This is a genomic window from Actinoplanes solisilvae, assembly GCF_003999975.1.
Classification (GTDB): domain Bacteria; phylum Actinomycetota; class Actinomycetes; order Mycobacteriales; family Micromonosporaceae; genus Actinoplanes; species Actinoplanes solisilvae.
This window is the reverse complement of record NZ_RJAC01000001.1, coordinates 139,626-165,599: the sequence shown is the minus strand read 5'-3', so window position 1 is coordinate 165,599 and position 25,974 is coordinate 139,626. Positions and strand designations below refer to the sequence as shown.

The window sequence follows — 25,974 nt, the reverse complement described above, 5'->3', positions numbered from 1 at the left end:
GGGATCAGAATCACCCGCGCACCGAACACCCGGTGCGCCTTGAGAACGAGGATGCAGCGATGAACACGCTGGACGCTCTCGACGCCCAGTCGCAGCGCACCGACATTCCCGACTTCCGCGCCGGTGACACCGTCAAGGTGTACGCCCGCGTCGTCGAAGGTAACCGCTCCCGCGTCCAGATCTTCCAGGGCGTTGTGATCGGCCGCCAGGGCGCCGGTCTCCGCGAGACCTTCAAGGTTCGGAAGATCAGCTTCGGCGTCGGTGTCGAGCGGACCTACCCGATCAACAGCCCGGCGATCGACCGCATCGAGGTGGTGACCCGCGGTGATGTCCGCCGCGCCAAGCTCTACTACCTGCGTGAGCTCCGTGGCAAGAAGGCCAAGATCAAGGAGCTTCGCGAGAAGCAGACCGTCTGATCTCTCATCGATCCCTCAGCATGCCGGCACTACCCTTTGCCGTGTGCTGGAGGGGATCAGGGTGAACCCTTTCAGCACTACCGCCCGTAAATCCCCGCGAGGGGAAATATTCGGGCGGTAGTGCTGTATCCGGGGTGGTTCGGCCGGGCGGTGGCGGGAGATGCGAGAAGTGGAACCGATGGAGGGCTACGGCCCGGCCTCTCGGCGACGACGTGGGTTGGTCCGGCGCAAGGAGATGCCGCTCTGGCAGGAGCTCCCGCTGCTGCTGGTGGTCGCCTTCTGTCTCGCCGTGCTGATCCGCACGTTCCTGGTGCAGGCGTTCTACATCCCCAGTGGGTCGATGGAGAACACGCTGCTCGTCAAGGACAGGGTGCTGGTCAACAAGGTCATCTACGACATGCGCGATCCGGTGCGCGGCGAGGTCGTGGTGTTCCGGGGCGACGAGAACTGGACGCCCGAGGTGACCGAGGCGGTCAGCAACTCGTTCGCGGCCAAGCTGGGGCGCACGATCGGTGACCTCGTCGGGGTCAGTCGGCCGGGGGAGCGCGACTTCATCAAACGGGTGATCGGCCTGCCCGGCGACAAGGTCGCCTGTTGCGACGCCAAGGGGCGCATCACCGTCAACGGCGTGGGCATCGACGAGCCGTACATCGCCGAGGGTTTCAACTCCGACCTCAGCCAGCCACCCAATCCGAACCAGTGCACGAGCCGGCGCTTCACGGAAGTGGTTGTTCCGCAGGGTGAGATGTTCGTCATGGGCGACCATCGCGAGGTCTCGCAGGACGCGCGTTGTCAGGGCCCGGTGCCGATCAGTAACGTTATCGGACGGGCATTCGTCATCGTCTGGCCGAGCAACCGTTTTACCAGCCTCTCCGTGCCCGACGTCTGGAAGACGTACGCCGCCGAACACCCGACGGCCGCCGCCGAGAGCCTGATTCCCGTGCGCAAGGAGGATCCGGTGACCGGAACCGCAGCTCTCCCCTTTCTGCTAAGTGCGGCGTTATCCGCGCGTTCCGGACTGAAGTTCGGGACACGGCGACGTAGGCTCCCCTCGTGATTGACGAGCAGACCGAGAAGCGCCGCGGCTCATTCTGGCGCGAGCTTCCGATCCTCCTGGGTGTGGCGGTCCTGGTCGCCGTGCTGGTGCGAGCTTTCGTGCTGCAGACCTTCTACATTCCGTCCCCGTCGATGGAGCACACGCTCAACGTGCTCGACCGGGTGCTCGTCAACAAGCTGGTCTACGACTTCCGCGACCCCAAGCGCGGCGAGATCATCGTCTTCGAGGCGCCGACCGAGTGGCAGTCCGGCGCCGAGGGCGAAGACTTCATCAAGCGCATCATCGGCGTCCCGGGCGACCACATCTCGTACGATCCGACGGTCAAGAAACTGTCGATCAACGGTGTGCTGCTCAACGAGCCCTACATCTACCGCAACGCCGACGGTGTGCAGGACGACCCGGCCGACGCGAAGTTCGACATCGTCGTGCCGCCGAACCGGCTGTGGGTGATGGGCGACCACCGCTCCGCCTCGGGCGACTCCCTCGAGCACTACCAGGACAGCGAAGAGAACATCCAGGAGGCGACGATCCCCGAGGACTCCGTCGTCGGCCGGGCGTTCACCGTGTTCTGGCCGGTCAACCGGGCCACCTGGCTCACCGTGCCCGACGGCTTCGACTCGATTCCCGACCCGAAGTAACACCCGGTCGAAAGATCAACGATTAGCGCAATAGGCTTGGTCACGTGACCGTTGTCGAGCGCCGTGCCGCGCGCGTGTTGCTGGTCGACCCGGCCGGGCGCGCCCTGCTGCTCTACGGCGGCGATCCGGCCCGGCCCGACACGTTCTGGTGGTTCACCCCCGGCGGCGGGCTGGACGCCGGCGAGACGCCTGCCGAGGCCGCCGCCCGCGAGCTCTTCGAAGAGGTCGGCCTGCGGGTTTCGCCGTCCGAGCTCGGCGAGCCGGTCTGGAACCACGTCACGTCCTTCACCTTCGACCACACCGACTACAGCCAGGCGCAAGATTTCTTCGTCTTGCGCGTGCCCGGCTGGCAGGTCGACTTCTCCGGCATGGACGCCGAGGAACAGGCGACCATCACCGATCACCGCTGGTGGTCGGCCGACGAGATCGAGGCCAGCTCCGAGGCGATCTACCCGGTCGAGCTCCCCGCCCTGTTGCGGCGGCTGCCCTGATGCTCGCCCCACCCCGCACAGTCATTCACCGCGAGGGCGGTCTCTACGCGATGGAGCGTGCCCTGCAGCGCCGAGGCTTCCGTACGGTGGCCGGCGCCGACGAGGCCGGTCGGGGCGCCTGCGCCGGGCCGCTCGTGGCCGCCGCGGCGGTGCTGCCCGAGGGCAAGCGCGGCGAGATCGACGAGCTGGCCGATTCCAAGCTCCTGACCCCGGCCGCCCGCGAGCGCGTCTACGAACAGGTCGTGGCCCGCGCGCTGGCCTGGTCGGTCGTGATCGTCCCGGCGACCGAGGTCGACGCGCGCGGCCTGCACGTCTGCAACCTGGCGGCCATGCGCCGGGCGCTGGCCTCGCTGACCACCCCGCCTGAGTACGTGTTGACCGACGGTTTCCCGGTCGACGGGCTCGGCGTGCCCGGCCTCGCCGTCTGGAAGGGCGACCGGGTCGCCGCCTGCGTGGCCGCGGCCAGCGTGCTCGCCAAGGTCACCCGAGACCGCATCATGGTCGAGCTCGACGGGCAGTTCCCCGACTACGGATTCGCCGTGCACAAGGGCTACATCACCGACGAGCACAGCGCCGCGTTGAAGGAGCACGGGCCCTGCGCCGAGCACAGGTTCTCGTACGTGAACGTCGCCGCCGTCTCCGGGCGCGGGAACCGGCCGCCACGGGCGCGCCGACCAGCGGCGCGCGACTTGTCGCGGGCGGCCCAGCCAGTACTGTTTGATGCATCCGTTGCCGATCCGGCGGTGCTGGTCGCGGCCGCTGAGAGTACCGTCGGCGTGGCGTCGGGCGACCAGCCTCAGCCGTCGCCGTCGGTGGGGGAAGATGAGGCCATGGAGGGCGAAAAGCGATGAGCGCAGAGGATCTCGAGAAGTACGAGACCGAGATGGAGCTGCAGCTCTACCGGGAGTACCGCGACATCGTCCGCCAGTTTTCCTACGTGGTGGAGACGGAACGGCGGTTCTACCTGGCGAACCAGGTCGACCTGCACGTGCGCAACTCCGACGGCGAGGTGTATTTCGAGGTCGAGATGCACGACGCCTGGGTCTGGGACATGTACAGGCCGGCGCGCTTCGTGAAGAACGTACGGGTGATGACCTTCAAGGACGTCAACGTCGAGGAACTGGAGAAGCCTGACATCTCCCTGCCCGACGAGCCCGGCTTCGGCAGCTGACCCTCCGGGGTTATCCACAGGGCCGTTTTCGGGGGTCCTGATGCGGCAGGTTGGTCGGCATGCTTCGACTGCTGATCCTCCTCGCTGTCGCCGCCTTCGGGTGGCCGGTCACGCCGCCCTCGGTCGTGCGACCCTTCGATCCACCGCCTCAGCCGTGGCTCGCGGGGCATCGAGGGGTCGACCTCGCGGCGCCACCGTCGTCGGTGGTGCGCGCGGCGGGGCCGGGCGTGGTGGTCTTCGTGGGGCGGGTCGCCGGGCGAGGGGTGGTCAGCGTCGCCCATGCCGGCGGGCTGCGCACCACCTATGAGCCGGTGACCGCCTCGGTCTCGCGGGGTTCGGTCGTGGCCCGGGGTGATCCGCTCGGGCTGCTCGAGCCGGGGCATCCGGGCTGCGCGGCCTCGGCCTGCCTGCACTGGGGGCTGCGCCGGGGCTCGACCTATCTCGATCCGCTCACGTTGCTCGGCCTGGGGCGGGCTCGGCTTCTGCCCCTCTAGGGGCTGGTTCAGCCCCGTCGATAGCTGTGCAGCAGGGCGGGCAGGCGTTCGGCGAAGCGGTCGTATTCGTCGGGGCGGTTGTAGACCTGCGCGCTCAGGCGCAGCAGGCCGCGGCCGCCCCAGGCGTTCACGGCGGTCTCCACAGCGAGCTTGTCGGCGATGAGCTGGCGCAGCGCCTGGGCTTCGGGCGTCGTCGTGGCCAGGCCGGCCGGCAGCGGCACGACGCGCATCGCCAGCTCGGGGTCGGCCGGCTGGGGCAGCTCGCCCCGCGGCACGTTCAGGGCGTCACCCAGCACCCGCTGGCCATAGGCGGCGAGCGCGGCGTTGTGGGCGCGCACGTCGGCCCAGCCCAGGGTGCGCAGCGTGAAGATGCCGGTCGGCGCGGCGAGCCAGGGCGTGTAGTCGAGCGTGCCCTGATATTCGACCGAGTGGGGATAGCCCTGCTCCTGCTCCCACGAGACCACCAGCGGCTCGATCTTGCGGCGCCACTCGGGAGCGACCGAGAGCAGCGCCGTGCCGCGCGGAGCGAAGGCCCACTTGTGCAGGTTGCCGACCCAGAAATCGGCCCGGATCGAGGCCACGTCGACGGGCAGCATGCCGGGCACGTGCGCCGCGTCGACCAGAACCGGGATCTCGTGCTCGTGGGCGGCCGCGACGATCTCTCGTACGGGGAAGGTCATCGCGGTCGCCGAGGCGATCTGGTCGATGACGAGCAGCTTGGTGCGCCCCGGACGCAGCGCCGCGCGCACCCGGCTGACCAGCTCGGCGTCCGTGGCGGGCATCGGCAGCGCGACGGTCCGCACGGTCGCACCGGCCCGGCGGCAACGGCGGCGGGCGGCGAGCGCCACCGAGCCGTAGCTGTGATCGCTGAGCAGCACCTCGTCGGCCGGTTCCAGCTTCACCGACTGCAGCACCAGCGAGGCGGCCGTCGTCGTGTTCGCCACCAGGGCGCTGCCCTCGGGATCGGCACCGAGGAACGCGGCGACGTGACGTCGGGTATGGATGATGCGGTCGCTCAGCCCCTGGGCGAAGAAGCGCAGCGGGTTCGACTCGATCTCGTCGCGCAGACGCTGCTGGGCGCGCTGCACCCCGATCGGCACCGCACCGAACGATCCATGGTTCAGATAGGACACGCCGGGATCGAGCGAGAAGAGGAGGCGGGCGCCGGGGAGGGCCGCGGGCGGTTGTTCGGCGCTCACATTCCGATCGTACGGGGTCACGCGCGTGGATGCGCTTGTTTGAAGGCCGCCCGCAGGCGCTCGGTGGACACGTGGGTGTAGATCTGCGTGCTCGACAGCGAGGCGTGTCCGAGCAGGTCCTGCACCGCGCGCAGGTCGGCGCCGCCGTCGAGCAAGTGGGTGGCGGCCGAGTGGCGCAGGTCGTGCGGGCTGGTGTGGGGCAGCCCGGCGGCGCGGGCGGCGGCCTCGACGACGCGGCGTACGACGGTCTGCTGCAGGCGGCCGCCCTTGACGCCGAGGAAGAGGGCGTCGCCGCTGCTTCCGTTAGCGAGCTGCGGCCGACCGTGACGCAGCCAGTCGTCGAGGGCCCGCTGAGCGGGAAGGCCGTAGGGGACCGCGCGTTCCTTGGCCCCCTTGCCGAAGACGCGGACGACGCGGCGGGACTCGTCGAGATCGGCGCGGTCGAGGCCGCAGAGCTCGCTGACCCGCACGCCGGTGGCGTAAAGGAGTTCGAGGACGGCCCGGTCGCGCTTGCCCTCGATCTCCTCCTGCGGGTGGTGGCCCTCGATCAAGCCGGCGGCCTGATCGGCGCGGAGCACGGTGGGCAGGGTTCGATGCGCCTTCGGGCTGGACAGTTGCGCGCCCGGGTCCGACACCGTGCGACCAGTGCGCATCGCCCACGCGGTGAAGGCCCGGGCGGCCGCGGCCCGTCGAGCCTGCGACGTGCGGGCAGCGCCCTGCCGCATCCGCGCGGCCAGCCAGCCCCGCAGCAGCACGATGTCGATCTCGGCGAGATCGGTGATGCCGGCGTCGGCGGCGAAGTCGAGCAGCGAGACGACGTCGCCGAGGTAGGCCCGCACGGTCTGCGCCGAACGGTTGTCGACCCGGGCGAGGTGGTGACCGAAGTCGTCCACGGCCTGGCGCAGCTGCGGCGGCAGTCGTTCGTGAAGTTCCCGCGTCCCCATCGTGTCGACGGTCTTCGCTTCGAGCATGATCGTCAAGCGGCCACGCGCGTCTTGCGGAACCTTCCTAGAATGCCGCTCACCATGGCACCGATCCGAGGCTTGCTGGCCCTGGCCCTGCTGGGCGTGCTGACCGCCTGCACCCAGACCGACGCCCCCACCCCGACGCCGTCCACCGCATCGCCCTCGGCCAAGTCCGGGTTCGGCGGTCCGGCCCCGGCGCCCGGGCCGGCGAGGAAGGTCGACGAGGCGACGTTCCGTACGCCGTCGCAGAACATCGCGTGCGCACTGACCAAGTCGGCCGTGCGATGCGACATCGGCCGCAAGACCTGGGAGCCGCCCGCGAAGCCGGCCGACTGCGAGCTCGACTGGGGCAACGGCCTCGCGATCAACGGGGGCGAGGCGGCCGTCGTCTGCGCGGGCGACACCGTGCTGGGCGCGGCGGATTCAACCCTGGAGTACGGCGAGGCCCTGCGCTCGGGAACCGTCCGCTGCGACAGCGAGAACAACGGCATGACGTGCAAGGACGAGAAGACCGGCCACGGCTTCACCCTCGCGTCGTCGCGCTACACCCTCTTCTGAGCCCTCATCTGAACTCTTTTCCGACCCGCCGGCTACGTCGACCGGTCCGGCTTTCGTCCGCTTTTACTGCAGGCGAATCGCGGGTGTTCGCACCGCCGGTTTCTGTCGTACCCGCGCCCTAAGGTCGACGACATGGCCAGCTGGCACGAGATCGAGAAGGACGCACCCGCCTTCGCCGAGCGGGTGAAGGCGCTGTTCGAGGCGGGCACCAACAAGACGATCGCCACCCTCCGGCGCGACGGCTCCCCGCGCATCAGCGCGAACGAGGCCGCCTTCCAGGAGGGTGAGTTGACCTTCGGCATGATGGCCGGCTCGGTGAAGCTGCGCGACGTCCGCCGCGACCCGAGAATCGCCATGCACGCCCCGACTCTCGAGCCGCCCACCGACAACCCCGAGTCCGGCCCCGGCGACGCGAAGCTGTCCGGCATCGCCGTAGAGATAGCGCCCCCACCCGACTGGCCCCACGGCGACTCCGGCCTCTTCCGGATCGACATTCACGAGGTGACACTGACCTATGTGGGCATCCCCGTCGACCACCTGGTCATCGAATCCTGGCACACCGGCCGGGGCCACACCCGCCGCACCCGCGAATAGCCGCCCGTCCGGCGACCGGTTGTCACGGCGCCCGGGTCGGAACCGGGTGCTGCGGTGGCCGGGTTCGGCACGTCTGTTGCGGTGGATGATCAGACTCGGCTCCGGCGGTCGCCGGAGTGGACCCAGCGGCATTTACGGGCGGGTGAGCTGGACGCGGCCTCGCTACGGGCGGGTGAGCTGGACGCGGCCTCGCTACGGGCGGGTGAGCTGGACGCGGTCGGCCGGGTGGACGGTCTCGGTGCCGTCAGCGGCGGTTACCACGAGTACGGGGACGCCCTCGCCGAGGCGATACTTGCGGCGCTCGGCGTCGGTGGGCATTCGGGCGCTGGCACGGTCGCCGCGGGCCAGCGGGATGAGCTCGGTCGGCTCGGGCACGCGGACGAAGGTGCCCCGAGGCCGGTCAACGGTCACGAGCCCTTCGGTGCGCAGCTGCCCGATCGCCTGCCGCACGGTCGTGCGGCTGATCCCATATTCCTGCGCGAGCCGCAGCTCGCTGGGCAGCGGCTCGCCTGGCCCGAGCTGCCCCGACTCGATCTGGTTGCGCAGCAGGTCGGCCAGTTGACGGAAGACCGCCCGGTCCGCCGAAGGATCGATCATGCGGTCCAGTCTACGTGACCACGATGCTCCGTCATATTGTACGTACGAAGCCATGTAGGTATGATAAGACTCGCCGCACTGAGAAGGCTAAGACTTGATCGGGCGGCTGGACGGGCGGCGGCCGAAGCCGCACAACGAGAGTGCGAAAGCACCCGCGGGAGGGCCCAGAGCCGTCGCCCGTTCTTCCGCTCCACCCGACCACGGTCGCCAGTGGAGCACCGCCGCCGGGTGGCCAGTTCGCCCCCGGCAGCCAGTTCTCCCGGCCGAGAAGCCGACCCGGGTAACTAACTCCCGAGCCCGGCCCTCGAAGCGCCAGCTCGTGGCAATCAGGCACACAACGCATCGTCAGGCGGCTGCCGCCGTAGGCGGATCCTTTGCCAGCCTGTCGAAGTCGTAGATCGAGGTGGCGTCGGCATTGGCGCCGGACTTCCGTGTCCAGGCGAGGAAGCGTTCGAAGAGATCGGCCGGCGCCAGATGGCCGATGGAGACCAGATCGTTGAGCGCGTCGTACATCTGAGCGGTCAGATAGATGCACAGCACCGAAGGAAAGCGCTGGAATTCGCGGAGAAGTTTGGCCCGCGCGACCGTGCAGGGCCAGGGATCTCCGCAGATCAGGCAGTCCCAGCTCGGCCGCGCGTTGAGGTGGTCAGGCGGCCTGAGTGTCTCCGGCTTGCCGGGTCGGTCGGCTCGGCCGGGTCGGCCGGCTCGGGCACGCTGGCGACGGCGTTTCGGTGGTCCGCCGGCTTCGGGTGGATCTTGGGGCTGTTCGGTCTCGGTCATGGTGGCTCCCCCAGGAGATGCCCGCAGGCCCGGGCGGTTGAACTGCCGGTCCGGCAGGGAAACGGATCCCTGCCGGCTGTGCACGCCTCGATGTGTCGCCGGACCCGTGAGGTCCGACCCGCGTCGGCCTTCGGCGAACCGATTCAGGCCGACGTCCGCGTTTGTCTCCAGGGTCGGGATGCCTCTCGTCCGGCACCGGACAGCCCCGACCGTGGTTCTTTCGCGACAGAGCCGCCTTCGGGATTCGACGCTGTCGCTCGCCGACGGCTGCGACGGCGCCGCCAGCCGCCGCCGCAGCCCGCTGTGGGCTAGCCAGAGCCCGGCCGGCGTGTGCGTCGCCAGGGCCAGCCTGGTCCGCGGTTCCCAGGGCTTGCCGGTCGGCGGGTCCGCCGCCATGAGGTTGCGTTCGAACCAGATGCCCGCTGATCACGAGACCGCTGCCGATCCCGGCCACCCGGGTTTGAGGGCCTGAGGCGTTGTCGGCGCTTGGGTCGCAGCCGCCTCAGCCTTGTGTTCGGCTCTCGAATGTCGAACCGGCTCGGCCGCCGTCGGTGGCGGTGGGATGACGGCGGCCGCCCCCGATCGTGCGGACGGACCTGGTGAAGTGCGGCCCTGGCGAGGGCGTCACCGGAATGTCGTGCCGAAGTTGGGGGCTGCTGCCCGGCGGTCTCTGGGGTCTCCGCACGGGAGAGTGGGAACCGCCGGGCAGACAGCGTGGCAGGAAGGTGGGATCGCTCCCTGCTTTGCCCGGTCTCATGAGGATGTCGTCGTAGCTGTACCTCCTTTCCGTCTCGATGGCAGGCGAGGGCGGGGAAAGGTCTGCCGTGGCCCCGGAGGGGAGCCGAGGAAGAGCCCGGGGAGGGAACGGGAGCGGTGTCGCGGGGACGAGCACGTCGACGCAGGGGGTCGCGAGGCCACAACTGCAGCGGCGCCAGAACGACCGCCACAGGCGTCTATGGGCCGGTCCGACCGGAACCAGCGGGGTAGTCTGGCGCCACCTAGTCATGAGCGTAGTATAGATGACTCGCGACTACCTGTCTCCTATCAACTTGATGATTGACTAATAGTCTCACGCCTACGGTCGATCATGTGGCAGCGAAACCGATCCGGCTCATGGGGGCACACGAGATCCGCATCCGTCTGGGTGGGGTCAGCCGGCAACGTGCGTACCAGATCACCAGCCGCGCCGACTTTCCCAAGCCGGTTGCCGACCTTGCTCAAGGCAAGGTGTGGGCGGCCGACGACGTCGAGGCGTGGATGAAGGTGCACCGCCGGGACCTGGACGACTCCGAGGACTGACGGACCGGGCGCCCACGAGAGTGGGCGCCCGGACATTGGGGCGGCTGGAGAGACGCCCTCCATCGTGCTGCGCGAAATCACGGTCATGGCCGCACCAGGGCCACACCGGACTCGCGACGCTCGATGAGACCGGCGAGTTCCAGCAGGGACAGCCGTCTCAGCACCGTGCGCAATTCCAGGCCCGACTTGGCGGCCAGCTCCTCGGAGGTGACCGTCCCGCGGCGGGGCACCGTCTCGAGCACGATCGCCGACTCCTCGTCGAGATCGTCGCGCCGGTGCGCCGGGCCGCGCGGGGGATCGGTCAGGTAGTCGCCGATCCGCCCCACGGCCTCGAGCACGTGCGGGAGCCCGGTCACCAGCGTCGTGTCGGGCCGTTCCCGCAGCAGCTCGTGGCAGCCCACCGACATGGCCGACGTGACCGGGCCGGGCACGATCATCGCGGGCCGGCGCAGCGCCAGCACCCGTCCCATCGTCTGGGTCGCGCCGCTGCGGGCCGCCGCCTCGACCAGCACCGTGCCGGCCGTGGCGGCCGCGATGACCCGGTTGCGGATCAGGAAGCGGTGTCTGAGCGGCTCGGTTCCCGGCGGCCATTCGCTGATCAGCAGACCCGATTCGACGATCTGCTCGAACATCGCGGCGTTCCCGGCCGGGTAGGGGCGGTCGACCCCGCAGGCCAGGATCGCCACCGTGCGCCCGCCGGCCGCCATCGCCGCCCGGTGCGCCGCCGCGTCGATGCCGAACGCGCCGCCCGAGACCACCGTCCAGTCGTGCTCGGCCAAACCGAAAGCGATCTCGTTCGTGACGTGGATGCCGTAGGCGGAGGCCGCCCGGGCCCCCACGACCGCTACCGACCTCTCCAGCGCCTCGCCCAGCGGCCACGAACCCCGCACCCAGAAGCACAGCGGTGGCCGCACATCCTGGTTGATCCGGCCCGGGGCGCCGAGCGTCAGCGTCGCCAGCGAGGCCACCCGCGTCGGCCACTCGTCGTCGGCGGGCACCACGATGCGCGCCCCGAGCCGTTCCGCGCGTTTCAGCGTCAGTTCGGCCACCCGCCGGGGATCGAGATCGGCCGCCTTGGCCAGCACGGCCGTGCGCAGCCTTGGGTCGGCCACGTCGCCCTCGAGGAGCCGGTGCAGTGTCGTGAGCGCCCCGTCCTGCTCGACGAGCGACCACACCGCACGGTTGCCGGGCTCGACCAGCCAGGTGAGTGCGACCCGGGCTGCGCGGTCGTCGTCGTCAGCGGGCATGACTTTCCCCCATTCGCAGCTGGATGGCCTCGCTCACCTCGGCCCGGCCGGGGCGGTCACGGCCGTCCAGGTCGGCGATCGTCCACGCGAGCCGCAGCACGCGGTCGAAGCCGCGCGCCGACAGCAGCCCTTTGTCGAGCGACTGGCGCAGGAGCGCGGTGTCGGTCGTGGGCAGCCGCCACGGCGCGCGGCGAAGGACGGGGCCGGGCACGTCGGCGTTGACCCGCCAGCCCTCCGTTTTCCAGCGCCGGGCCGCGGCCACCCTCGCCGTGGCCACGCGCGTGGCGACCTCGGCCGACGAGGTGGCCGGGCCGGCGGGGGTGGTGAGCTGGGCGGCGGTCAGGGGCGCGAGGGTGAGCCGGATGTCGATGCGGTCGAGCAACGGGCCGGACAACCGGGCCAGATAGCGCCGGCGCACCGGCCCGGGGCAGGTGCAGTGCTGGTCGCCGGCGGGGCTCGCACACGGACAGGGGTTGGCCGCCAGCACGAGCTGGACCCGGGCGGGATATTCGGTCGTGCCCCGGGCCCGGGCCAGTACGACCCGTCCGGTCTCGAGCGGCTGCCGCAGCGCCTGCAGCGTCGCGGTCGCGATCTCGGCGGCCTCGTCGAGGAACAGCACCCCTCGGTGGGCGAGGGAGAGGGCGCCGGGCCGGGCCAGCCCGCTGCCCCCGCCGACGAGAGCCGCCGCCGAGGCCGTGTGGTGCGGAGCCTGGAACGGCGGGCGGCGGACCAGGCTGCCGTCGGGTGGGAGCACCCCGGCGATCGACTGGAGGGCCGTCACCTCTAGGGCCGCCGCGTCGTCGAGTTCGGGCAGGATCGTGGGCAGGCGCTCGGCCAGCATGGTCTTGCCGGCGCCGGGCGCGCCGAAGAGGGCCATGTGGTGCCCGCCCGCGGCGGCGACCTCGAGGCCGTAGCGGCCCAGTTCCTGCCCGGCCACGTCGGCGAGGTCGGGCCCGGCGGGTCGGGGCAGTTCCTCGGGCGGCGGGGGTTCGAGCAGGGGCTCGGCGCGGCGGACGAAGCCGACCAGCCGGCGCAGGCTGTCGACGGCCCGCACGGTCACGCCGGGCACGACGGTGGCCTCCCGCGCGTTGCCGAGGGGCACGATCACCTCGCGCAGCCCGGCCGCGGCCGCCGCGGCGACCATCGGAAGCACCCCGCGCACCGGACGCACCGCGCCGTCCAGGCCGAGTTCGCCCAGCACGACCACGCCGTCGAGCGCGGCCCCGGGAAGTTCGCCCGCGCCGGCGAGCGTCGCCGCGGCGATAGCGAGGTCGAAGGCGCTTCCGTGCTTGGGCAGCGCGGCCGGCAGCAGGTTGACCGTGATGCGGCGGTTGGGCCAGGTCTGGCCGGAGTTGACCACGGCGGCCCGCACCCGGTCACGGGCCTCGTGCAGGGCGGTGTCGGGCAGGCCGGTCAGCACGACGGCGGGCAGCCCGGGGGAGAGGTCGGCCTCGACCTCGATGACGTGCCCGGTCATGCCGAGCAGGCCGACGCAGAGAACTCGTGCGTAGCTCATCGGGTCAGAACGCCGATCGGATGTGGGTGACCTGACCCGCGCCCCGCGACGGCATGAGCACCTCGACCACGTCGAAGCGGATCTCGCGGGGGCGTACCTCGGTCTCGGCCAGCCATCGGAGTGCGAGTTGCCGCAGTTTGCGCACCTTCTGATGGGTGACCGCGGCCGCCGGCGGACCGAACAACCCGCTCCGCCGGGTCTTCACCTCGCAGAAGACGATGTCGTCGCCGTCGCGCAGCACGAGGTCGACCTCGCCGTCGGCGCAACGCCAGTTCCGGTCGAGGACCACGAGTCCTTGCTGCTGCAGGTGCTGGGCCGCGACGTGTTCGCCGTACGCCCCCACCGCTCGCCTTTGCGTCGTCATGGCGCCCAAACTGGCCCGGCCGAGCCCGCCGCGCATCCGGCCGGGTTCCTGATCTGTGGACGCAGTGCGATTGTGGAAATCCGAAGGGTCACCGTTCAGGTGTGTTAGAGACCCGCCGGTGGCGCCCGAGCCCGTGGTCACTTAAGTTGCGACATCGTGGAAGGACGCCGCTACGCCGCCGATGACTCCGAGCCCAGCTGGTACTCCGAGCCGGGCCGTTACTCCCGATCGACCGAGCCCGAAGGCGCCAACCCCTACGACTCGGGCATCCACGAGCGTCCGAGCGGCGCGTTCCGCCTCCCCGAGCAGAGGCCGTCATATCCGGAGGCGTCGACCGGAAGCCACGCCCGCTCGGTGGCCGAGCCGGAGGTGCGTGTTCCCGTCCGCGGCCCGGAGTACCCGACGATCCGGCCCACCGGCGACGTCGTGGCAGCCGAGCCCGCCCGCCCGGCGCCGGTCGCCGAGCCCACCGCACTGGTCCCGCCGGTCTCCGCTCAGCCCAAGGAACGGGTCTATCAGACGCGTCGTCCGATAAGTTCCATCGTGGTGGCCGTCGTCATGGTCGTCCTGATGATCCCCGTTGTCCGGTTGCTGGTCGACGCGACGTTCACCGGTGACCCCACCGCCCGCGCGATCGTGCCCGCGGTTCTGCTCACACTCGGCTTCGCGCTCTGCGGAATCGGGCTGTTCGCGGTGGCCCGGGGTGGCCCGATCGCCCGCGAGGCCTGGCTGCGCCCGCCGGTGGCGTACCTCCCGGCGGGTTTGATTCTGCTCCTCGCGGCGGGGCTGGCGGTGGCCTGAAACCCGCGAGGAGGAGCCGGGCGAAGCTTGGCGTATGCTGGTTGACGGCGACCGCCTCGTGCGGTCGACCTCGCGTGCCCTCTGTCAGGTCTCTTTTTTGATGACCTGCGGCGACGGCCCTCCCTGGTCTCGATCATCTCGGGTCCGACTGTGGCCGCCGACCGGGCACCAGGACGCTCGCCGCCGGCGAGCGTGACAACCAGGGACAACAGGGAGTAACCCACCATGGCCGTCGTGACCATGCGCCAGCTGCTGGAGAGCGGTGTCCACTTCGGGCACCAGACCCGGCGCTGGAACCCGAAGATGAAGCGCTTCATCTTCACCGAGCGTAACGGCATCTACATCATCGACCTGCGCCAGACGCTCGACTACATCGAGAAGGCGTACGCGTACGTGCGGGACACCGTCGCCGAGGGTGGCCACATCCTCTTCGTCGGCACCAAGAAGCAGGCGCAGGAGGCCATCGCCGAGCAGGCGACGCGGGTCGGCCAGCCGTACGTGAACCACCGCTGGCTGGGCGGCATGCTCACCAACTTCCAGACCGTTTACAAGCGGCTGCAGCGCATGAAGGAGCTCGAGGCTCTGGGTGACCTGAGCGGCACCGCCGCCGGGTACACCAAGAAGGAGACCCTCCAGCTCTTCCGCGAGAAGACCAAGCTCACGAAGACCCTCGGTGGTCTGCGGGACATGACCAAGACGCCGTCGGCGATCTGGGTCGTGGACACCAAGAAGGAGCACATCGCGGTTGACGAGGCCCGCAAGCTGGGCATCCCGGTCATCGCGGTGCTGGACACCAACTGTGACCCGGACGAGGTCGACTTCCCGATCCCGGGCAACGACGACGCGATCCGCTCCGCCGAGCTGCTGACCAAGGTCATCGCGGCCGCCGTCGCCGACGGTCTGATCGCCCGCTCCGGCCGTGGCCGTGGTGGCGCCGACGAGAAGCCCGAGCCGGGCACCGTCGCCGCCGGCGAGCCGCTGCCCGAGTGGGAGCGCGACCTCTACGAGGGCGCCGAGAAGAAGGCCGCCGACGCGCCCGCCGCTGAGGCTCCGGCTGCCGAGGCCCCCGCCGCCGAGGCCCCCGCCGCCGAGGCCCCCGCGGCCGAGGCTGCCGAGCCCGTGCCGGCCGCCGCGGCCCCCGCCGCCGAGTAAGTCAGCCAATCCCGAACTGACATCGAGAGAGAGTCATGGCTAACTACACCGCCGCGGATGTCAAGAAGCTCCGCGACCTGACCGGTGCCGGCATGATGGACTGCAAGAAGGCGCTGGACGAGGCGGACGGCGACTTCGAGAAGGCCGTTGAGTTCCTGCGCATCAAGGGCGCCAAGGACGTCGGCAAGCGTGCCGGCCGCACGGCGGCCAACGGCATCGTGAGCCACTCCGGCAACGCGCTGCTCGAGCTCAACTGCGAGACCGACTTCGTCGCCAAGACCCCCGACTTCGTCGAGCTGGGTCAGAAGCTGGTCGAGCTCGGTGTGCAGACGAAGGCCACCGACGCCGCCGCGCTGCTCGAGGCCAGCCTCGACGGCAAGTCGGTCGCCGACACGATCCAGGAGTACTCGGCCAAGATCGGCGAGAAGATCGTCCTGAACCGTTTCGTGATCGTCGACGGCACCGTCGCGGTCTACCTGCACCGCAAGGCGCAGGACCTGCCGCCGCAGGTCGGTGTCCTCGTGCAGTTCGAGGGCAAGACCGACGAGGCCGGCGAGGACGACGCCCGGAGCATCGGCATGCAGATCGCCGCCATGCGCCCGCGCTACCTCACCCGTGACGAGGTTCCGACCGACGTCGTCGACTCGGAGCGTCGCATCGCCGAGGAGACGGCCAAGGAGGAGGGCAAGCCCGAGAAGGCTCTGCCCAAGATCGTGGAGGGCCGGGTGAACTCCTTCTTCAAGGACTTCGTCCTGCTCGAGCAGTCTTCGGTCCTCGACAACAAGAAGACCGTGAAGCAGATCGCGGACGAGGCCGGCGTGAACATCACCCGGTTCGTCCGGTTCGAGGTCGGCCAGGAGTAAGCGGGCCGCCGTTGGAGGCAAGGGAGGCCGGGTACGCGATTCTGCGTCCGGCCTCCTTCTCCCATAAGGTCTCTGCTGAGCATTGAAGGGAAGGCGGGTCTCATGACGATGGTGACCGAGCAGGCAGTTCCGGTTGACGATCCGACCCCGCCGTCCGCACGGCCCCGGCGGGTCGTGCTGAAGCTTTCCGGCGAGGTGTTCGGCGGCGGTGCCGTCGGCGTCGACCCCGACATCGTGCAGGGCATCGCCCGGCAGATCGCCACGGTCATCCGCCGCGGCATTCAGGTCGCGATCGTGGTGGGCGGTGGCAACTTCTTCCGCGGCGCCGAGCTGCAGAAGCGCGGCATGGACCGCAACCGGGCCGACTACATGGGCATGCTCGGCACGGTCATGAACGGCCTGGCCCTCCAGGACTTCCTGGAGAAGGAGGGCATCGAGACCCGCGTGCAGACGGCCATCACCATGGCCCAGGTCGCCGAGCCCTACATTCCGCTGCGCGCCATCCGGCACCTCGAGAAGGGCCGCGCGGTCATCTTCGGGGCCGGCGCCGGCATGCCGTACTTCTCCACCGACACGGTCACCGCCCAGCGCGCGCTCGAGATCCACGCGGACGTCGTGCTGATGAGCAAGAACGGGGTCGACGGCGTCTACACCGCCGACCCGCGCATCGACCCCGCCGCGCGCAAGCTCGACTCTCTCACCTTCCAGGATGTGATCCAGAAGGGGCTGCGAGTGGCCGACCAGGCTGCGTTCAGCCTCTGCGAGGAGAACAACCTCCCGATGCTGGTCTTCGGCGCCGAGGGTGACGACACCATCATTCGTGCCGTCAGCGGCGAGAAAATCGGCACTCTGATCACGGCTTGAGCCCCCAGAGCCTGATTCCGTCCCCGCACCACCGAAGAAAGCAAGGAGGCGAGAAGAGCCGGTGATCGACGAGACACTCTTCGAGGCCGAAGAGAAGATGGAGAGCGCGGTCGAGCACGCCAAGGAGGAGTTCGCCGCGATCCGCACGGGGCGGGCCACTCCGGCGATGTTCTCCAAGATCATGGTGGATTACTACGGCGCGCCCACGCCGGTGACGCAGATGGCCTCGGTCGGCGTCCCGGAGCCGCGCATGGTGATCGTGAAGCCCTACGACGCGTCGCAACTCGGCCCGATCGAGCGAGCGATCCGCGACTCCGACCTGGGCGTCAACCCGAACAACGAGGGCACCCAGCTGCGCATCCACCTGCCGCAGATGACCGAGGAACGCCGTCGCGAAATGATCAAGGTCGCGCGTGGCAAGGCGGAGGAGGGCCGGGTGGCCATCCGTAACGTCCGCCGCAAGGCCAAGGAGCAGATCGACCGGCTGGTCAAGGACGGCGAGACGGGCGAGGATGATGGCCGCCGCGCCGAGAAAGAGCTCGACGACGTGACCCACCGTTACGTCTCCGTCGTGGACGAGCTCGTCAAGCACAAGGAAGCCGAGCTGCTCGAAGTCTGATGTCCTACCTCGATCCGCGTGCCGGGCAGAACTCCGGCGACGACACGAGCGTGCCGGCGCCGTACGCCTATGGCCGGCCCGGCGACGGGAACCAGCCGGCCTGGCACGCGGGCGAGGACGTTCCGACGGGACAACTCCCCATCACCGAACAGCCGAGGAAGGGCAAGCGGCGGGCGAAAGGCCCCGGGCGGGCCGGACGCAACCTGCCCGCCGCCATCGGCGTCGGTGTGGGGCTGGTCCTGATCGTTCTGGTCTCCCTGGTCGTCTGGCCGGAGGCGTTCCTCGGCGTCATCGCCGTGGCCTCGGCGGTCGGCGTCTACGAGATGGTCCGCGCCCTGCGCGCGGCCGGCGCCGACGCTCCGCTGATCCCGTTGGTCGCGGGCTCCCTGCTGATGACCGGGCTGGCCTGGCACGGTGGCCCCGACGCGCTGCTGCTCGGTTTGCTGGTGACGATCGCCGCATCGGTGATCTGGCGCATAGCCGACGGCGCCGCCGCGTTCCGCCGTGACCTCATGGCCAGCGTTCTGATCTCGATCTACGTTCCGTTCCTGCTCGGCTTCGGTGTGCTGCTCCAGCAGCCCGACGCCGGGGAGGACGGTCGCTGGCGGGTCCTCTGCACGCTGCTCGCCGTCGTGCTTTCCGACACAGGCGGGTACGCCGTCGGCGTCTTCTTCGGCAAGCACAAGATGGCGCCGTCGATCAGCCCCGGCAAGACCTGGGAAGGCTTCGCCGGCTCGGTCGTCTCGGCCGCGATCGGCAGTTCGCTGCTGCTCTACTTCCTGCTGGACGTGCCCTTCTACTGGGGCCTGGTGTTCGGCGCGATCCTGTCGATGGTGGCGGTCGCCGGCGACCTGGCCGAGTCGATGCTCAAGCGCGACCTCGGCATCAAGGACATGAGCCACCTGCTGCCCGGTCACGGCGGTCTGATGGACCGGCTCGACTCGATCCTGTTCGCCGTACCCACGGCATACCTCCTTTTTGCCCTGATCGGTGCGAACACGTGAACGGCGCGCACTCGAACGGGCGTGGGAGACTGGTTCTGCCATGACGATTCTTCCGGTCATCCCGACCAGCCCCGACCAGCCCGACGCGGTCGCCATCCGGCGCCGTCCGTCGATGCCCCCTCGCCATCTGGCCGACCTCGACCTCGCCGCCCGCAAGGCCGCGGTGACCGCGCTCGGCGAGCCCGCGTTCCGTGCGAAGCAGCTCTCGACCCACTACTTCGGCCGGCTCGTGCGCGACATCGACGAGATGACCGACCTGCCCGCGGCCACCCGCGCCCGGCTCACCGGCGACCTGCTGCCCACGCTGCTGACCCCGGTCCGCGAGCTGGCCTGCGACGACGGTGCCACCCGCAAGGCGCTGTGGAAGCTGCACGACGGCGCGCTGGTCGAAAGTGTCCTGATGGGCTACCCCGACCGGGTGACGGCCTGCGTGTCCAGCCAGGCCGGCTGCGGCATGGCCTGCCCGTTCTGCGCCACCGGTCAGCAGGGCCTGACGCGTAACCTCTCCGTCGCCGAGATCGTCGACCAGGTGGTCTATCTGGCCGGGGTCGCCGCGTCCGGCGCGGTCACCGGTTCACCGCCGCGGCTGTCCCGGGTCGTCTTCATGGGCATGGGCGAGCCGCTGGCCAACTACCCCCGCGTGATCGAGGCTGTGCGCCGCCTCACCACCCCGGCGCCCGAGGGCCTGGGTCTTTCGCAACGGCACATAACCGTCTCGACCGTGGGTCTCGTGCCCGCCATGCGCCGGTTGACCGCCGAAGACCTCAATGTGACCCTTGCGTTGTCCCTGCACGCCCCCGATGATGATCTGCGCGATGAGCTTGTGCCCGTCAACCAGCGTTGGAAGGTGGCCGAGGTGCTCGATGCCGCGTTCGATTACGCGGCCCGGACCGGACGCCGGATCTCGATCGAATACGCCCTGATCAGGGACGTCAACGATCAGCCCTGGCGCGCCGACCTGCTCGGCAAGCTTCTGCGCAACAAGCTGGCGCATGTGAATCTCATCCCGCTGAACCCGACCCCGGGCAGCAAGTGGGATGCGAGCCCGAAACCGGTCGAGCGCGAGTTCGTCCGCCGGTTGCGTGAAACCGGTGTGTCGACGACGGTCCGCGACACCCGGGGCCGGGAGATCGACGGCGCGTGCGGCCAGCTGGCCGCGGGCGAGCTCACGGAGGCGAGCGCTGGGGGCGCCGCCGCCGACGCGGAGGTGGCACAGTGACTGGGCGCAGGTCCCAGCGAGCGGAGTGGGAGACGTTGTGACGAGTCAGGGGCAGCGTTTCCGGCGGCGCGCGCTGCGCCGCGGTTACAAGGTCGACGAGGTCGACTCCTTCCTCGACCGGGTCGAGGCCACCCTGGCCGGTGAGCAGGCGGGCCCGCCCGTCGGCGCACAGGAAGTGCACGACGTCGTCTTCCGCGTGCGCTTCGGCGGCTACGACGAGTGGCAGGTCGACCTTCACCTCGACCGCGTCGAGCGACAGCTCGCCGAACTGGAGGACAGGGGCGGCCGTGGCGCGCCCCCGCCCGACCCGATGCGTGACTCGCTGCGTGGCGGTCTCTCCACCGGCAGCATCAGCGGTGGCGGCCCGAAGCAGGGCCTGGGCGCGGCCATGGGTGGCGGTGGCATGGGCGGCGGTCAGGGCATGGGCGGCCGCATGGCTCCGCCCACCGAGCGCCTGCAGGCCCCGCCGATCCGCGACGACCGGTTCCCGCAGCAGCAGCCGCAGCCGCAACGCGGTCAGATGCCGCCCGACCCGTACGGGCGTTATGACGAGCCCACCGGCTACGGCCAGCCGCCGGTTCCGCAATTGCCGCAGCGGCCGGCTCCGCCGCCCCCGCCGGCCTACGACCGCGACCCGCGCGGCTACGACCAGGGCGGTTACGACAACACGGGTGGCTTCGACAACACGGGCGGCTTCGACAACACGGGCGGCTTCGAGCAGCCGCCGGGTGGGTTCGACGGCTTCGAGGCCGGCCGGCACGGCAAGAACGACATGACGGCCGAAATCCGCATGCCGCGCGAGCAGCAGGACCCGCGTGGCGGCTACGGCGGCCCGCCCATGGGTGGCCCGCCGATGGGCAACGCCCCGATGAGCGGCCCTCCCGGCGGCTACGGCGGCCAGCAGCCTCAGCTTCCCCCGCCGATGGGTGAGCCGGGCGGCGAGCTCTACCGGGTCGACCAGCTGCGGCGCACGTTCCAGCCGCGGCGCTTCGGCAGCGGTTACGACCCCGACCAGGTCGATCGCCTCTTCGAGGGCATCCTGCAGGCGATGACGGGCCGCGGCCCGATGCCGGTGCCCGAGAACGACCTCGACATGTTGCAGTTCGGCCTGGTGCCGGGCGGCTACTTCGAGGCCGAGGTCGACGCCGCGCTGCGCGAGGTCAAAGACATCCTGCTCCGCGGACCGCGCTGACGATGGACACGGAAAAGGCCCGCGGCGACGCGGGCCTTTTCCGTAAGACGAACCGAGTTACTGGTCGTTCGGCTTGAGCCCGTTGCGCCGCAGCACGGCGTCGATGACCAGGGCGCCGACGATGGCCAGCGCGAAGAGAATGAGGTAGATGTTCTCGGTGTTGCCCTCGTGGTTGCCCCAGAAGAACATCAGCATGACGACGGCCGCGATGATGGCCGCCTTTCGGGCCCGCTTCCGGTCACCAGGCTTGAGCTGGTCGGGAGCGTAGACCGGGTCCTGGTCGGCAGCCACGTCTAGATCCTTCCTCGAAGGTCGATCACATCCGGTTCCAGTCTCGCACGACGCCTCCGCGCGCGGCGCACCAACCCGGACCCGGTACCTTCGATGCGGTCGGGTTCTTGGATCGAGGGAGTAGAACGGTGCGGATCACAGGCACTGGGCACGCGAGCATGCGGATCGACACCGCCGCCGGCAGCATTCTGTGCGACCCATGGGTCAATCCCGCCTATTTCGCCTCATGGTTTCCGTTCCCCGACAATTCCCTGCTCGACTGGGAGACGCTGGGCGACGTCGACTACCTCTACGTGTCGCACCTGCACCGCGACCACTTCGACGCCGAGCACCTCAAGCGCTTCATCAACAAGAAGGCGACGGTTCTCCTCCCGGAGTACCCGACCAGCCAACTCGAGGACGAGCTGCGCGATCTCGGCTTCACCAGTTTCTTCAAGACCAGGTCGGACGAGGTGCACGAGCTCGACGGCGGCCTGAAGGTCATGATCCAGGCGCTGATCAGCCCGACCGACGGCCCCATCGGCGACTCGTCGCTCTGGGTCGAGCACGACGGCATTCGCGTGCTCAACCAGAACGACGCCCGCCCCACCGACCTCACCCGCTTCAACGAGCTGGGCCACGTGCACGCCCACATGCTGCAGTTCTCCGGCGCCATCTGGTACCCGATGGTCTACGAGCTGCCCGACGCCGCCAAGACCGCGTTCGGCAAGCAGAAGCGTGACCGCCAGTTCGACCGCACCTGGCGCTACATCGACGACCTCAAGGCCGACCACGTCTTCCCGATCGCCGGCCCGCCGTGCTTCCTCGACGACAGCCTCTGGCAGTTCAACGACATCTTCGGCGACGAGGGCAACATCTTCCCCGACCAGTCGGTCTTCATGGAGGAGTACGCGAAGGTCGGCGGCACCAACGGCATCGTCCTGCTCCCGGGCAGCGTGACGGAGCTCACCGAGAAGTCCGCCGACACGACCCACCCGACCGACGTCGACGAGTTCTTCGCCAACAAGCAGGCCCACCTCGAAGAGATGCGCGTGCGCAAGGCCCCGGTCATCGAGGCCGAGAAGGCGTCGTGGCGCCACCCCGAGATCGACGTGCTCGGCGAGCTCAAGAAGCGCATCGAGCCCCTGCTCGAAGAGTCGATCTACATGGCGCAGGGCGTCGGCGGCCCGGTCCGCTTCGACCTCACCGACAGCTTCGGCCCCGACGGCGAGGTCCTCGAGTCCATCGTGGTCGATTTTCCGGGCAAGCAGGTGCGCGCCTACGACAACGAGAAGGTGCGCTACCGCTTCAAGACCGGCCGTGCCTTGATCGAGCACCTCATCCACATCGATGAGGGCGACTGGGTTAACTCGCTGTTCCTGAGTTGCCGCTTCTCCGCCGCCCGCATCGGTCAGTACAACGAATTCGTCTACGCGTTCTTCAAGTGTCTCTCCGAGGAGCGCCTGCAGTACGCCGAGGGCTGGTACGACGAGCACGAGAAGGCCGTCGAGGCCGAAGACACGGTCCTGGGCGACTGGACCGTCCAGCGTCGCTGCCCCCACCTCAAGGCCGACCTGAGCCGCTTCGGCATCGTCGACGGCAACGTCCTGACCTGCCAGCTGCACGGCTGGAAGTTCGACCTCCCCAGTGGACGGTGCCTCACCAGCGTGGGCCACAAGATTCGCGCCGAGAAGACTCCTTCCGAGTAAGCCGAAGCAAGAGTCAAAGGCAGATGTCGTAGCGGGGTGGTGGGTTACCGACCGTCGCTCCCGCCGAGGGCCCGGGCGGGCCGAGCAGGGCGCTGGCGCGCCCAGAACGCTCACCCCATCCGGGCGACCTGCGTGAGTGGTTGCGCCCGAATCGCCGCCCACCGTGCGCTGCGGACAAACATTGGGCGCCGGGACGGCTGCGCAGTGGCGCGCAAGGCGCGTTGCGGCCTTGAGCGGCACTCAGGTCGCGAGGAGCGCCGAGAGCGGTCGTCAATGCGGTTGTCGGGCGGTCACGACGCGTACGTCAGCGGTTGAAGTCTTGAGGTTTTCAGCGGCCGGCTCAGCGCAGGTCTTTGAGGATGCGGTTGGCGGCGTTGTGGCCGGCGGCGCCGATGACGCTGCCGGCCGGGTGGGCGCCCGCTGAGCCCGCGTAGAGGCCGTCGAGGCCCGTGTAATAGGGCATGCGCTCGTTGAAGGCGACCGTGTTGTCGACGTGGTGGATGTGGCCGCCGGTGATGCCGAAGTGCTGCTCGATGCCGGGTGGGGTCAGCGGCATCATGTCGACGATCAGGTCGCGGGTGCCGGGCGCGTAGCGTTCGCAGATGTCCAGCAGGCGGTCGACGTAGGCGGGCAGTTCCCGCTCCCACGTGGAGCCCGCGGGGCTGAACGGGACCGACTGCACGAACAGCGCCGACGAGTGGTGGCCTTCAGCGTCCTGCAGAGTGGGGTCGACCGTGGTGTGCAGGTACCACTCGATGGTGGGCTCGTCGGGCAGACGGCCGGCCTGCACGTCGGCCCACATGGCGCGCAGCGCGGCCATCGGCGAGTCGGAGTTGCCGCCGGCCAGGCCCGCCGAGCCGGGGAGCAGGTGGATCGTCGAGCCGAACGGGGAAGCCGTGCCGGGCGGAAGACAACTGAAGTCGGGCAGGCCGCGCAGGGCCAGGTTGAGCTTCAAGGTGGTGCCGGTGCGCTTGACGGCGGCCATGCGGGTCGTCAGCTCGGCGGGGAGCGAGCCGTCGGGCACCAGGTCGATGAGGCGGTAGGGGTCGCAGGAGCCGAGGACGACGCGGGCGCGGATCTCGCGGCCGTCGGCCAGCACGACGCCACCGGCCGCGCCACCGTCGACCGTGACGGCCGAAACGGGAGTGCCGGTGAAGATCTGGGCGCCGGCGGCTCGGGCCGCGTCGGCGAAGACGCGGGTGACGCTGCCCATGCCGCCCTCGGCGATCATCCAGGTGCCGTCGGAGCCGGGAAGGCGGCACATGTTGTGCACGAGGAAATTGTGACCGGTGCCGGGGTCGTCGGGGCCCGCGTTGAGGCCGGAGAGGCCGTCGGTCACCGCGTACATGCTGACCAGCAGCTCGCTCTTGAAGCCGAAGCGGGCCAGATAGTCGGCGACGGAGCCGCGCACCAGGTCGACGAAGGTGCTCTGGAGCTGGGGGCGGATGTAGCGGTCGGCGGTCTGCTCGACGCTGCCGGGCTCTTCCAGCCAGGCGGGGGCCAGGTCGGCCCGCAGCGCGGCGATCTCGACGGCGAGCTGCTCGTCGGCGGCGACGTCGCGCGGCGAGAAGAAGCGCTCGAGCTGCGCGCGGGTGGCGGCGTGGTCGCGACCGAACAGCAGGTAGGGCGAGCCGGCCGGGCCGGGGGTCGGCAGGAAGTAGTGCGGGTCGCGGCGCAGCACGGGGATGTCGACGTCGAGGGTGCGCAGCAGCTCGGGCGGCATGAGACCGAGCAGGTAGGAACCGGTCGAATGACCGAGGCCGGGCGCCTTGGCGAACGGGTGCTCGGTGCGGGCGGCGCCGCCGATCACCTCGGAGGCCTCGAGGACGACGACGCTGAGGCCGGCGCGGGCGAGCAGGATCGCGGAGACGAGGCCGTTGTGGCCGGCGCCGATGATCACTACGTCGGACCGGGTGGGGATTCCGGTGGCGGAATGAGTGGTCATGACGACCGAGGGTAGCGCGCCTCGGTGAGAAGGTTCCTCGACTGTTCGGACGTGAAAAAATCAGCTCATGTTTCACGTCGGGTCTGGAAGGCGCTCGCGCTGCGGGTCGCGGCGTATCCGGCCAGCACGATGATGTGGAACAGATAGAGCCAGAGGCCGATCGCGACCATGCCGCCGATCTCGTCGAAGCCGCCGAACGGCGCGCCCAGGTTGATCGGGAGCGAGCAGAACAGCACGAAGCCGTGCAGGAAACCGGACAGGTTGGCCGCCGTGAACGACCCGACGAGGATCGTCGACAGCCAGCGAGGCCGGCCCGGCGCCACGTAACGGTAGACCCAGATGACGACCGGGGTGAGCACGATCCACGCGGCCAGGAACGAGAGCACCACGCCGAGGACGGAGTACCAGCCGCCGCGGATCCACAGGCCGCTCGTCGACGGCAGCGCCAGGAACATGGCCAGCAGCAGCGCGGGGGCGGCGGCCAGCAGCGGCAGCCAGAGAATGCGGCCACGCCAGCCGACCAGCGACTCGCCGCCGGGCGCGCGCAGCGAGACGAAGGCGCGTCGCAGACCCTCGCCGTAGAGCGTGGCCGGGAGCAGGCTGGCCAGCGCGAAGAGCGGGGTCAGCTGCAAGCCGGCCTCGATGAGCGCGGCCAAGGCCTGCGGCGCGCCGACGGCGTCGGGCAGCGCCGCGATCGTGTGGCCGGTCAGACGCCGTACGCGGTCGGCCCCGACGATCCATCCGGTGATCCAGACAGCGAGCAGCGCGATCGGCACCACGGCGATCCCGGCGTAGAAGGTGACCGCGGCGGCGTGCAAGGCCAGATCGCGCCCGCGCAGCGGCTGAAAGGGTGCCGCCAGCGCCGTGCGCGCCCGTTCCACCGTCATGACCACACCAATCGCATACCCAGTTATCCACAACCCGATTCGGGCAATGGGCTCGCGTCCGGA

29 protein-coding genes are annotated in these 25,974 nt (G+C 69.9%); 19 read left to right on the top strand and 10 right to left on the bottom strand.

All coding sequences use genetic code 11. The features are described from left to right. Positions 1 to 59 precede the first annotated feature (59 nt). The 7 genes from rplS (at position 60) to EER30_RS00735 (ending at position 4,267) form a co-directional block, all read left to right on the top strand. Positions 60 to 416, top strand: a complete 357-nt coding sequence (gene rplS, locus EER30_RS00765) for a 50S ribosomal protein L19 (RefSeq protein WP_127497251.1) — start codon at positions 60 to 62, stop codon at positions 414 to 416. 160 nt (positions 417 to 576) lie between these two features. Further along, positions 577 to 1,473: a signal peptidase I gene (gene lepB, locus EER30_RS00760; RefSeq protein WP_127497249.1), complete on the top strand. Its 897-nt coding sequence runs from the start codon at positions 577 to 579 to the stop codon at positions 1,471 to 1,473. Then, positions 1,470 to 2,111, top strand: coding sequence for a signal peptidase I (gene lepB, locus EER30_RS00755; RefSeq protein WP_127497247.1), 642 nt, complete (start codon positions 1,470 to 1,472; stop codon positions 2,109 to 2,111). Before lepB (EER30_RS00760) ends, lepB (EER30_RS00755) begins: the two co-directional genes overlap by 4 nt. Before the next feature lie 44 nt (positions 2,112 to 2,155). Further along, positions 2,156 to 2,602, top strand: coding sequence for an NUDIX hydrolase (locus EER30_RS00750; RefSeq protein ID WP_127497245.1), 447 nt, complete (start codon positions 2,156 to 2,158; stop codon positions 2,600 to 2,602). Then, complete coding sequence (locus EER30_RS00745; protein ID WP_127497243.1) at positions 2,602 to 3,453, top strand: ribonuclease HII; 852 nt, start codon at positions 2,602 to 2,604, stop codon at positions 3,451 to 3,453. The genes EER30_RS00750 and EER30_RS00745 overlap by 1 nt, the downstream gene beginning before the upstream one ends. Further along, positions 3,450 to 3,773, top strand: coding sequence for a DUF2469 domain-containing protein (locus EER30_RS00740; RefSeq protein WP_127497241.1), 324 nt, complete (start codon positions 3,450 to 3,452; stop codon positions 3,771 to 3,773). Before EER30_RS00745 ends, EER30_RS00740 begins: the two co-directional genes overlap by 4 nt. A gap of 59 nt (positions 3,774 to 3,832) precedes the next feature. Beyond that, the gene (locus tag EER30_RS00735) at positions 3,833 to 4,267 is read left to right on the top strand and encodes a murein hydrolase activator EnvC family protein (RefSeq protein ID WP_127497239.1); all 435 of its coding nucleotides are present in this window, start codon (positions 3,833 to 3,835) and stop codon (positions 4,265 to 4,267) included. Positions 4,268 to 4,275: 8 nt separating this feature from the next. Here EER30_RS00735 and EER30_RS00730 read toward each other — a convergent pair whose 3' ends face one another. Both EER30_RS00730 and EER30_RS00725 read right to left on the bottom strand, forming a co-directional pair. Further along, complete coding sequence (locus EER30_RS00730) at positions 4,276 to 5,466, bottom strand: aminotransferase class V-fold PLP-dependent enzyme (RefSeq protein ID WP_127497238.1); 1,191 nt, start codon at positions 5,464 to 5,466, stop codon at positions 4,276 to 4,278. Between the two features lie 17 nt (positions 5,467 to 5,483). Continuing rightward, entirely contained in the window at positions 5,484 to 6,437 is a 954-nt protein-coding gene (locus EER30_RS00725) for a tyrosine recombinase XerC (protein ID WP_240669692.1), read from the bottom strand. A gap of 54 nt (positions 6,438 to 6,491) precedes the next feature. Here EER30_RS00725 and EER30_RS47845 point away from each other — a divergent pair, with 54 nt between their 5' ends. Continuing rightward, entirely contained in the window at positions 6,492 to 6,989 is a 498-nt protein-coding gene (locus EER30_RS47845; protein ID WP_205650082.1) for a DUF6636 domain-containing protein, read from the top strand. A gap of 132 nt (positions 6,990 to 7,121) precedes the next feature. Continuing rightward, positions 7,122 to 7,583: a pyridoxamine 5'-phosphate oxidase family protein gene (locus EER30_RS00715; protein WP_127497236.1), complete on the top strand. Its 462-nt coding sequence runs from the start codon at positions 7,122 to 7,124 to the stop codon at positions 7,581 to 7,583. Between the two features lie 192 nt (positions 7,584 to 7,775). On the opposite strand, the gene EER30_RS00710 is transcribed toward EER30_RS00715, so the two are convergent. Both EER30_RS00710 and EER30_RS47840 read right to left on the bottom strand, forming a co-directional pair. Beyond that, positions 7,776 to 8,180: a winged helix-turn-helix domain-containing protein gene (locus EER30_RS00710; protein WP_127497235.1), complete on the bottom strand. Its 405-nt coding sequence runs from the start codon at positions 8,178 to 8,180 to the stop codon at positions 7,776 to 7,778. A gap of 345 nt (positions 8,181 to 8,525) precedes the next feature. Then, entirely contained in the window at positions 8,526 to 8,960 is a 435-nt protein-coding gene (locus EER30_RS47840) for a hypothetical protein (protein WP_205650081.1), read from the bottom strand. 1,113 nt (positions 8,961 to 10,073) lie between these two features. Between EER30_RS47840 and EER30_RS00700 the strand changes: the two genes are divergently transcribed. After that, positions 10,074 to 10,259, top strand: coding sequence for a DNA-binding protein (locus tag EER30_RS00700; RefSeq protein WP_127499229.1), 186 nt, complete (start codon positions 10,074 to 10,076; stop codon positions 10,257 to 10,259). A gap of 83 nt (positions 10,260 to 10,342) precedes the next feature. On the opposite strand, the gene EER30_RS00695 is transcribed toward EER30_RS00700, so the two are convergent. The 3 genes from EER30_RS00695 to EER30_RS00685 are packed head-to-tail and all read right to left on the bottom strand — an operon-like array spanning position 10,343 to position 13,386. After that, positions 10,343 to 11,506, bottom strand: a complete 1,164-nt coding sequence (locus EER30_RS00695; RefSeq protein WP_127497233.1) for a DNA-processing protein DprA — start codon at positions 11,504 to 11,506, stop codon at positions 10,343 to 10,345. Continuing rightward, positions 11,496 to 13,022, bottom strand: a complete 1,527-nt coding sequence (locus EER30_RS00690; RefSeq protein WP_127497231.1) for a YifB family Mg chelatase-like AAA ATPase — start codon at positions 13,020 to 13,022, stop codon at positions 11,496 to 11,498. Before EER30_RS00690 ends, EER30_RS00695 begins: the two co-directional genes overlap by 11 nt. A gap of 4 nt (positions 13,023 to 13,026) precedes the next feature. Further along, entirely contained in the window at positions 13,027 to 13,386 is a 360-nt protein-coding gene (locus tag EER30_RS00685) for a YraN family protein (protein WP_127497229.1), read from the bottom strand. A 156-nt stretch (positions 13,387 to 13,542) separates the two neighbouring features. On the opposite strand from EER30_RS00685, the gene EER30_RS00680 reads away from it, so the two are divergent. The 8 genes from EER30_RS00680 (at position 13,543) to EER30_RS00645 (ending at position 21,100) form a co-directional block, all read left to right on the top strand. Further along, the gene (locus tag EER30_RS00680) at positions 13,543 to 14,187 is read left to right on the top strand and encodes a hypothetical protein (RefSeq protein WP_127497227.1); all 645 of its coding nucleotides are present in this window, start codon (positions 13,543 to 13,545) and stop codon (positions 14,185 to 14,187) included. Positions 14,188 to 14,412: 225 nt separating this feature from the next. Next, the gene (rpsB, locus tag EER30_RS00675) at positions 14,413 to 15,339 is read left to right on the top strand and encodes a 30S ribosomal protein S2 (protein ID WP_127497225.1); all 927 of its coding nucleotides are present in this window, start codon (positions 14,413 to 14,415) and stop codon (positions 15,337 to 15,339) included. A 35-nt stretch (positions 15,340 to 15,374) separates the two neighbouring features. Further along, the gene (tsf, locus tag EER30_RS00670; RefSeq protein ID WP_127497223.1) at positions 15,375 to 16,202 is read left to right on the top strand and encodes a translation elongation factor Ts; all 828 of its coding nucleotides are present in this window, start codon (positions 15,375 to 15,377) and stop codon (positions 16,200 to 16,202) included. 102 nt (positions 16,203 to 16,304) lie between these two features. After that, positions 16,305 to 17,066 carry a UMP kinase gene (gene pyrH / locus EER30_RS00665; RefSeq protein ID WP_127497221.1) on the top strand — a complete coding sequence of 254 codons (762 nt, stop codon included), beginning with the start codon at positions 16,305 to 16,307 and terminating at the stop codon, positions 17,064 to 17,066. Positions 17,067 to 17,127: 61 nt separating this feature from the next. Continuing rightward, on the top strand, positions 17,128 to 17,685 hold the full coding sequence (gene frr, locus EER30_RS00660; RefSeq protein WP_127497219.1) for a ribosome recycling factor: 558 nt from the start codon (positions 17,128 to 17,130) through the stop codon (positions 17,683 to 17,685). Then, on the top strand, positions 17,685 to 18,689 hold the full coding sequence (locus EER30_RS00655) for a phosphatidate cytidylyltransferase (RefSeq protein WP_127497217.1): 1,005 nt from the start codon (positions 17,685 to 17,687) through the stop codon (positions 18,687 to 18,689). The genes frr and EER30_RS00655 overlap by 1 nt, the downstream gene beginning before the upstream one ends. A gap of 40 nt (positions 18,690 to 18,729) precedes the next feature. Then, the gene (gene rlmN / locus EER30_RS00650; RefSeq protein WP_127497215.1) at positions 18,730 to 19,908 is read left to right on the top strand and encodes a dual-specificity RNA methyltransferase RlmN; all 1,179 of its coding nucleotides are present in this window, start codon (positions 18,730 to 18,732) and stop codon (positions 19,906 to 19,908) included. A 37-nt stretch (positions 19,909 to 19,945) separates the two neighbouring features. After that, positions 19,946 to 21,100: a DivIVA domain-containing protein gene (locus EER30_RS00645; protein ID WP_127497213.1), complete on the top strand. Its 1,155-nt coding sequence runs from the start codon at positions 19,946 to 19,948 to the stop codon at positions 21,098 to 21,100. Positions 21,101 to 21,157: 57 nt separating this feature from the next. On the opposite strand, the gene EER30_RS00640 is transcribed toward EER30_RS00645, so the two are convergent. After that, complete coding sequence (locus EER30_RS00640) at positions 21,158 to 21,391, bottom strand: DUF2631 domain-containing protein (protein ID WP_127497211.1); 234 nt, start codon at positions 21,389 to 21,391, stop codon at positions 21,158 to 21,160. A gap of 128 nt (positions 21,392 to 21,519) precedes the next feature. On the opposite strand from EER30_RS00640, the gene EER30_RS00635 reads away from it, so the two are divergent. Beyond that, complete coding sequence (locus EER30_RS00635; RefSeq protein ID WP_127497209.1) at positions 21,520 to 23,079, top strand: Rieske 2Fe-2S domain-containing protein; 1,560 nt, start codon at positions 21,520 to 21,522, stop codon at positions 23,077 to 23,079. A 340-nt stretch (positions 23,080 to 23,419) separates the two neighbouring features. Here EER30_RS00635 and EER30_RS00630 read toward each other — a convergent pair whose 3' ends face one another. After that, entirely contained in the window at positions 23,420 to 25,024 is a 1,605-nt protein-coding gene (locus EER30_RS00630) for a phytoene desaturase family protein (RefSeq protein ID WP_127497207.1), read from the bottom strand. 65 nt (positions 25,025 to 25,089) lie between these two features. Continuing rightward, positions 25,090 to 25,911 (bottom strand): YhjD/YihY/BrkB family envelope integrity protein, encoded by an 822-nt coding sequence (locus EER30_RS00625; RefSeq protein ID WP_127497205.1) that lies wholly within the window; start codon positions 25,909 to 25,911, stop codon positions 25,090 to 25,092. Between the last annotated feature and the right edge of the window lie 63 nt (positions 25,912 to 25,974).

Coding starts and splice junctions, on each gene's coding strand:
- EER30_RS47845 (WP_205650082.1), top strand. CDS start 6,492: ATGGCACCGATCCGAGGCTTGCTGGCCCTGGCCCTGCTGGGCGTGCTG.
- rplS (WP_127497251.1), top strand. CDS start 60: ATGAACACGCTGGACGCTCTCGACGCCCAGTCGCAGCGCACCGACATT.
- EER30_RS00630 (WP_127497207.1), bottom strand. CDS start 25,024: ATGACCACTCATTCCGCCACCGGAATCCCCACCCGGTCCGACGTAGTG.
- EER30_RS00710 (WP_127497235.1), bottom strand. CDS start 8,180: ATGATCGATCCTTCGGCGGACCGGGCGGTCTTCCGTCAACTGGCCGAC.
- EER30_RS00715 (WP_127497236.1), top strand. CDS start 7,122: ATGGCCAGCTGGCACGAGATCGAGAAGGACGCACCCGCCTTCGCCGAG.
- pyrH (WP_127497221.1), top strand. CDS start 16,305: ATGACGATGGTGACCGAGCAGGCAGTTCCGGTTGACGATCCGACCCCG.
- EER30_RS00685 (WP_127497229.1), bottom strand. CDS start 13,386: ATGACGACGCAAAGGCGAGCGGTGGGGGCGTACGGCGAACACGTCGCG.
- EER30_RS00690 (WP_127497231.1), bottom strand. CDS start 13,022: ATGAGCTACGCACGAGTTCTCTGCGTCGGCCTGCTCGGCATGACCGGG.
- EER30_RS00725 (WP_240669692.1), bottom strand. CDS start 6,437: ATGCTCGAAGCGAAGACCGTCGACACGATGGGGACGCGGGAACTTCAC.
- lepB (WP_127497249.1), top strand. CDS start 577: ATGCGAGAAGTGGAACCGATGGAGGGCTACGGCCCGGCCTCTCGGCGA.
- EER30_RS00655 (WP_127497217.1), top strand. CDS start 17,685: ATGTCCTACCTCGATCCGCGTGCCGGGCAGAACTCCGGCGACGACACG.
- rpsB (WP_127497225.1), top strand. CDS start 14,413: ATGGCCGTCGTGACCATGCGCCAGCTGCTGGAGAGCGGTGTCCACTTC.
- EER30_RS00700 (WP_127499229.1), top strand. CDS start 10,074: ATGGGGGCACACGAGATCCGCATCCGTCTGGGTGGGGTCAGCCGGCAA.
- EER30_RS00735 (WP_127497239.1), top strand. CDS start 3,833: ATGCTTCGACTGCTGATCCTCCTCGCTGTCGCCGCCTTCGGGTGGCCG.
- EER30_RS00745 (WP_127497243.1), top strand. CDS start 2,602: ATGCTCGCCCCACCCCGCACAGTCATTCACCGCGAGGGCGGTCTCTAC.
- tsf (WP_127497223.1), top strand. CDS start 15,375: ATGGCTAACTACACCGCCGCGGATGTCAAGAAGCTCCGCGACCTGACC.
- rlmN (WP_127497215.1), top strand. CDS start 18,730: ATGACGATTCTTCCGGTCATCCCGACCAGCCCCGACCAGCCCGACGCG.
- EER30_RS00695 (WP_127497233.1), bottom strand. CDS start 11,506: ATGCCCGCTGACGACGACGACCGCGCAGCCCGGGTCGCACTCACCTGG.
- EER30_RS00740 (WP_127497241.1), top strand. CDS start 3,450: ATGAGCGCAGAGGATCTCGAGAAGTACGAGACCGAGATGGAGCTGCAG.
- EER30_RS47840 (WP_205650081.1), bottom strand. CDS start 8,960: ATGACCGAGACCGAACAGCCCCAAGATCCACCCGAAGCCGGCGGACCA.
- EER30_RS00625 (WP_127497205.1), bottom strand. CDS start 25,911: ATGACGGTGGAACGGGCGCGCACGGCGCTGGCGGCACCCTTTCAGCCG.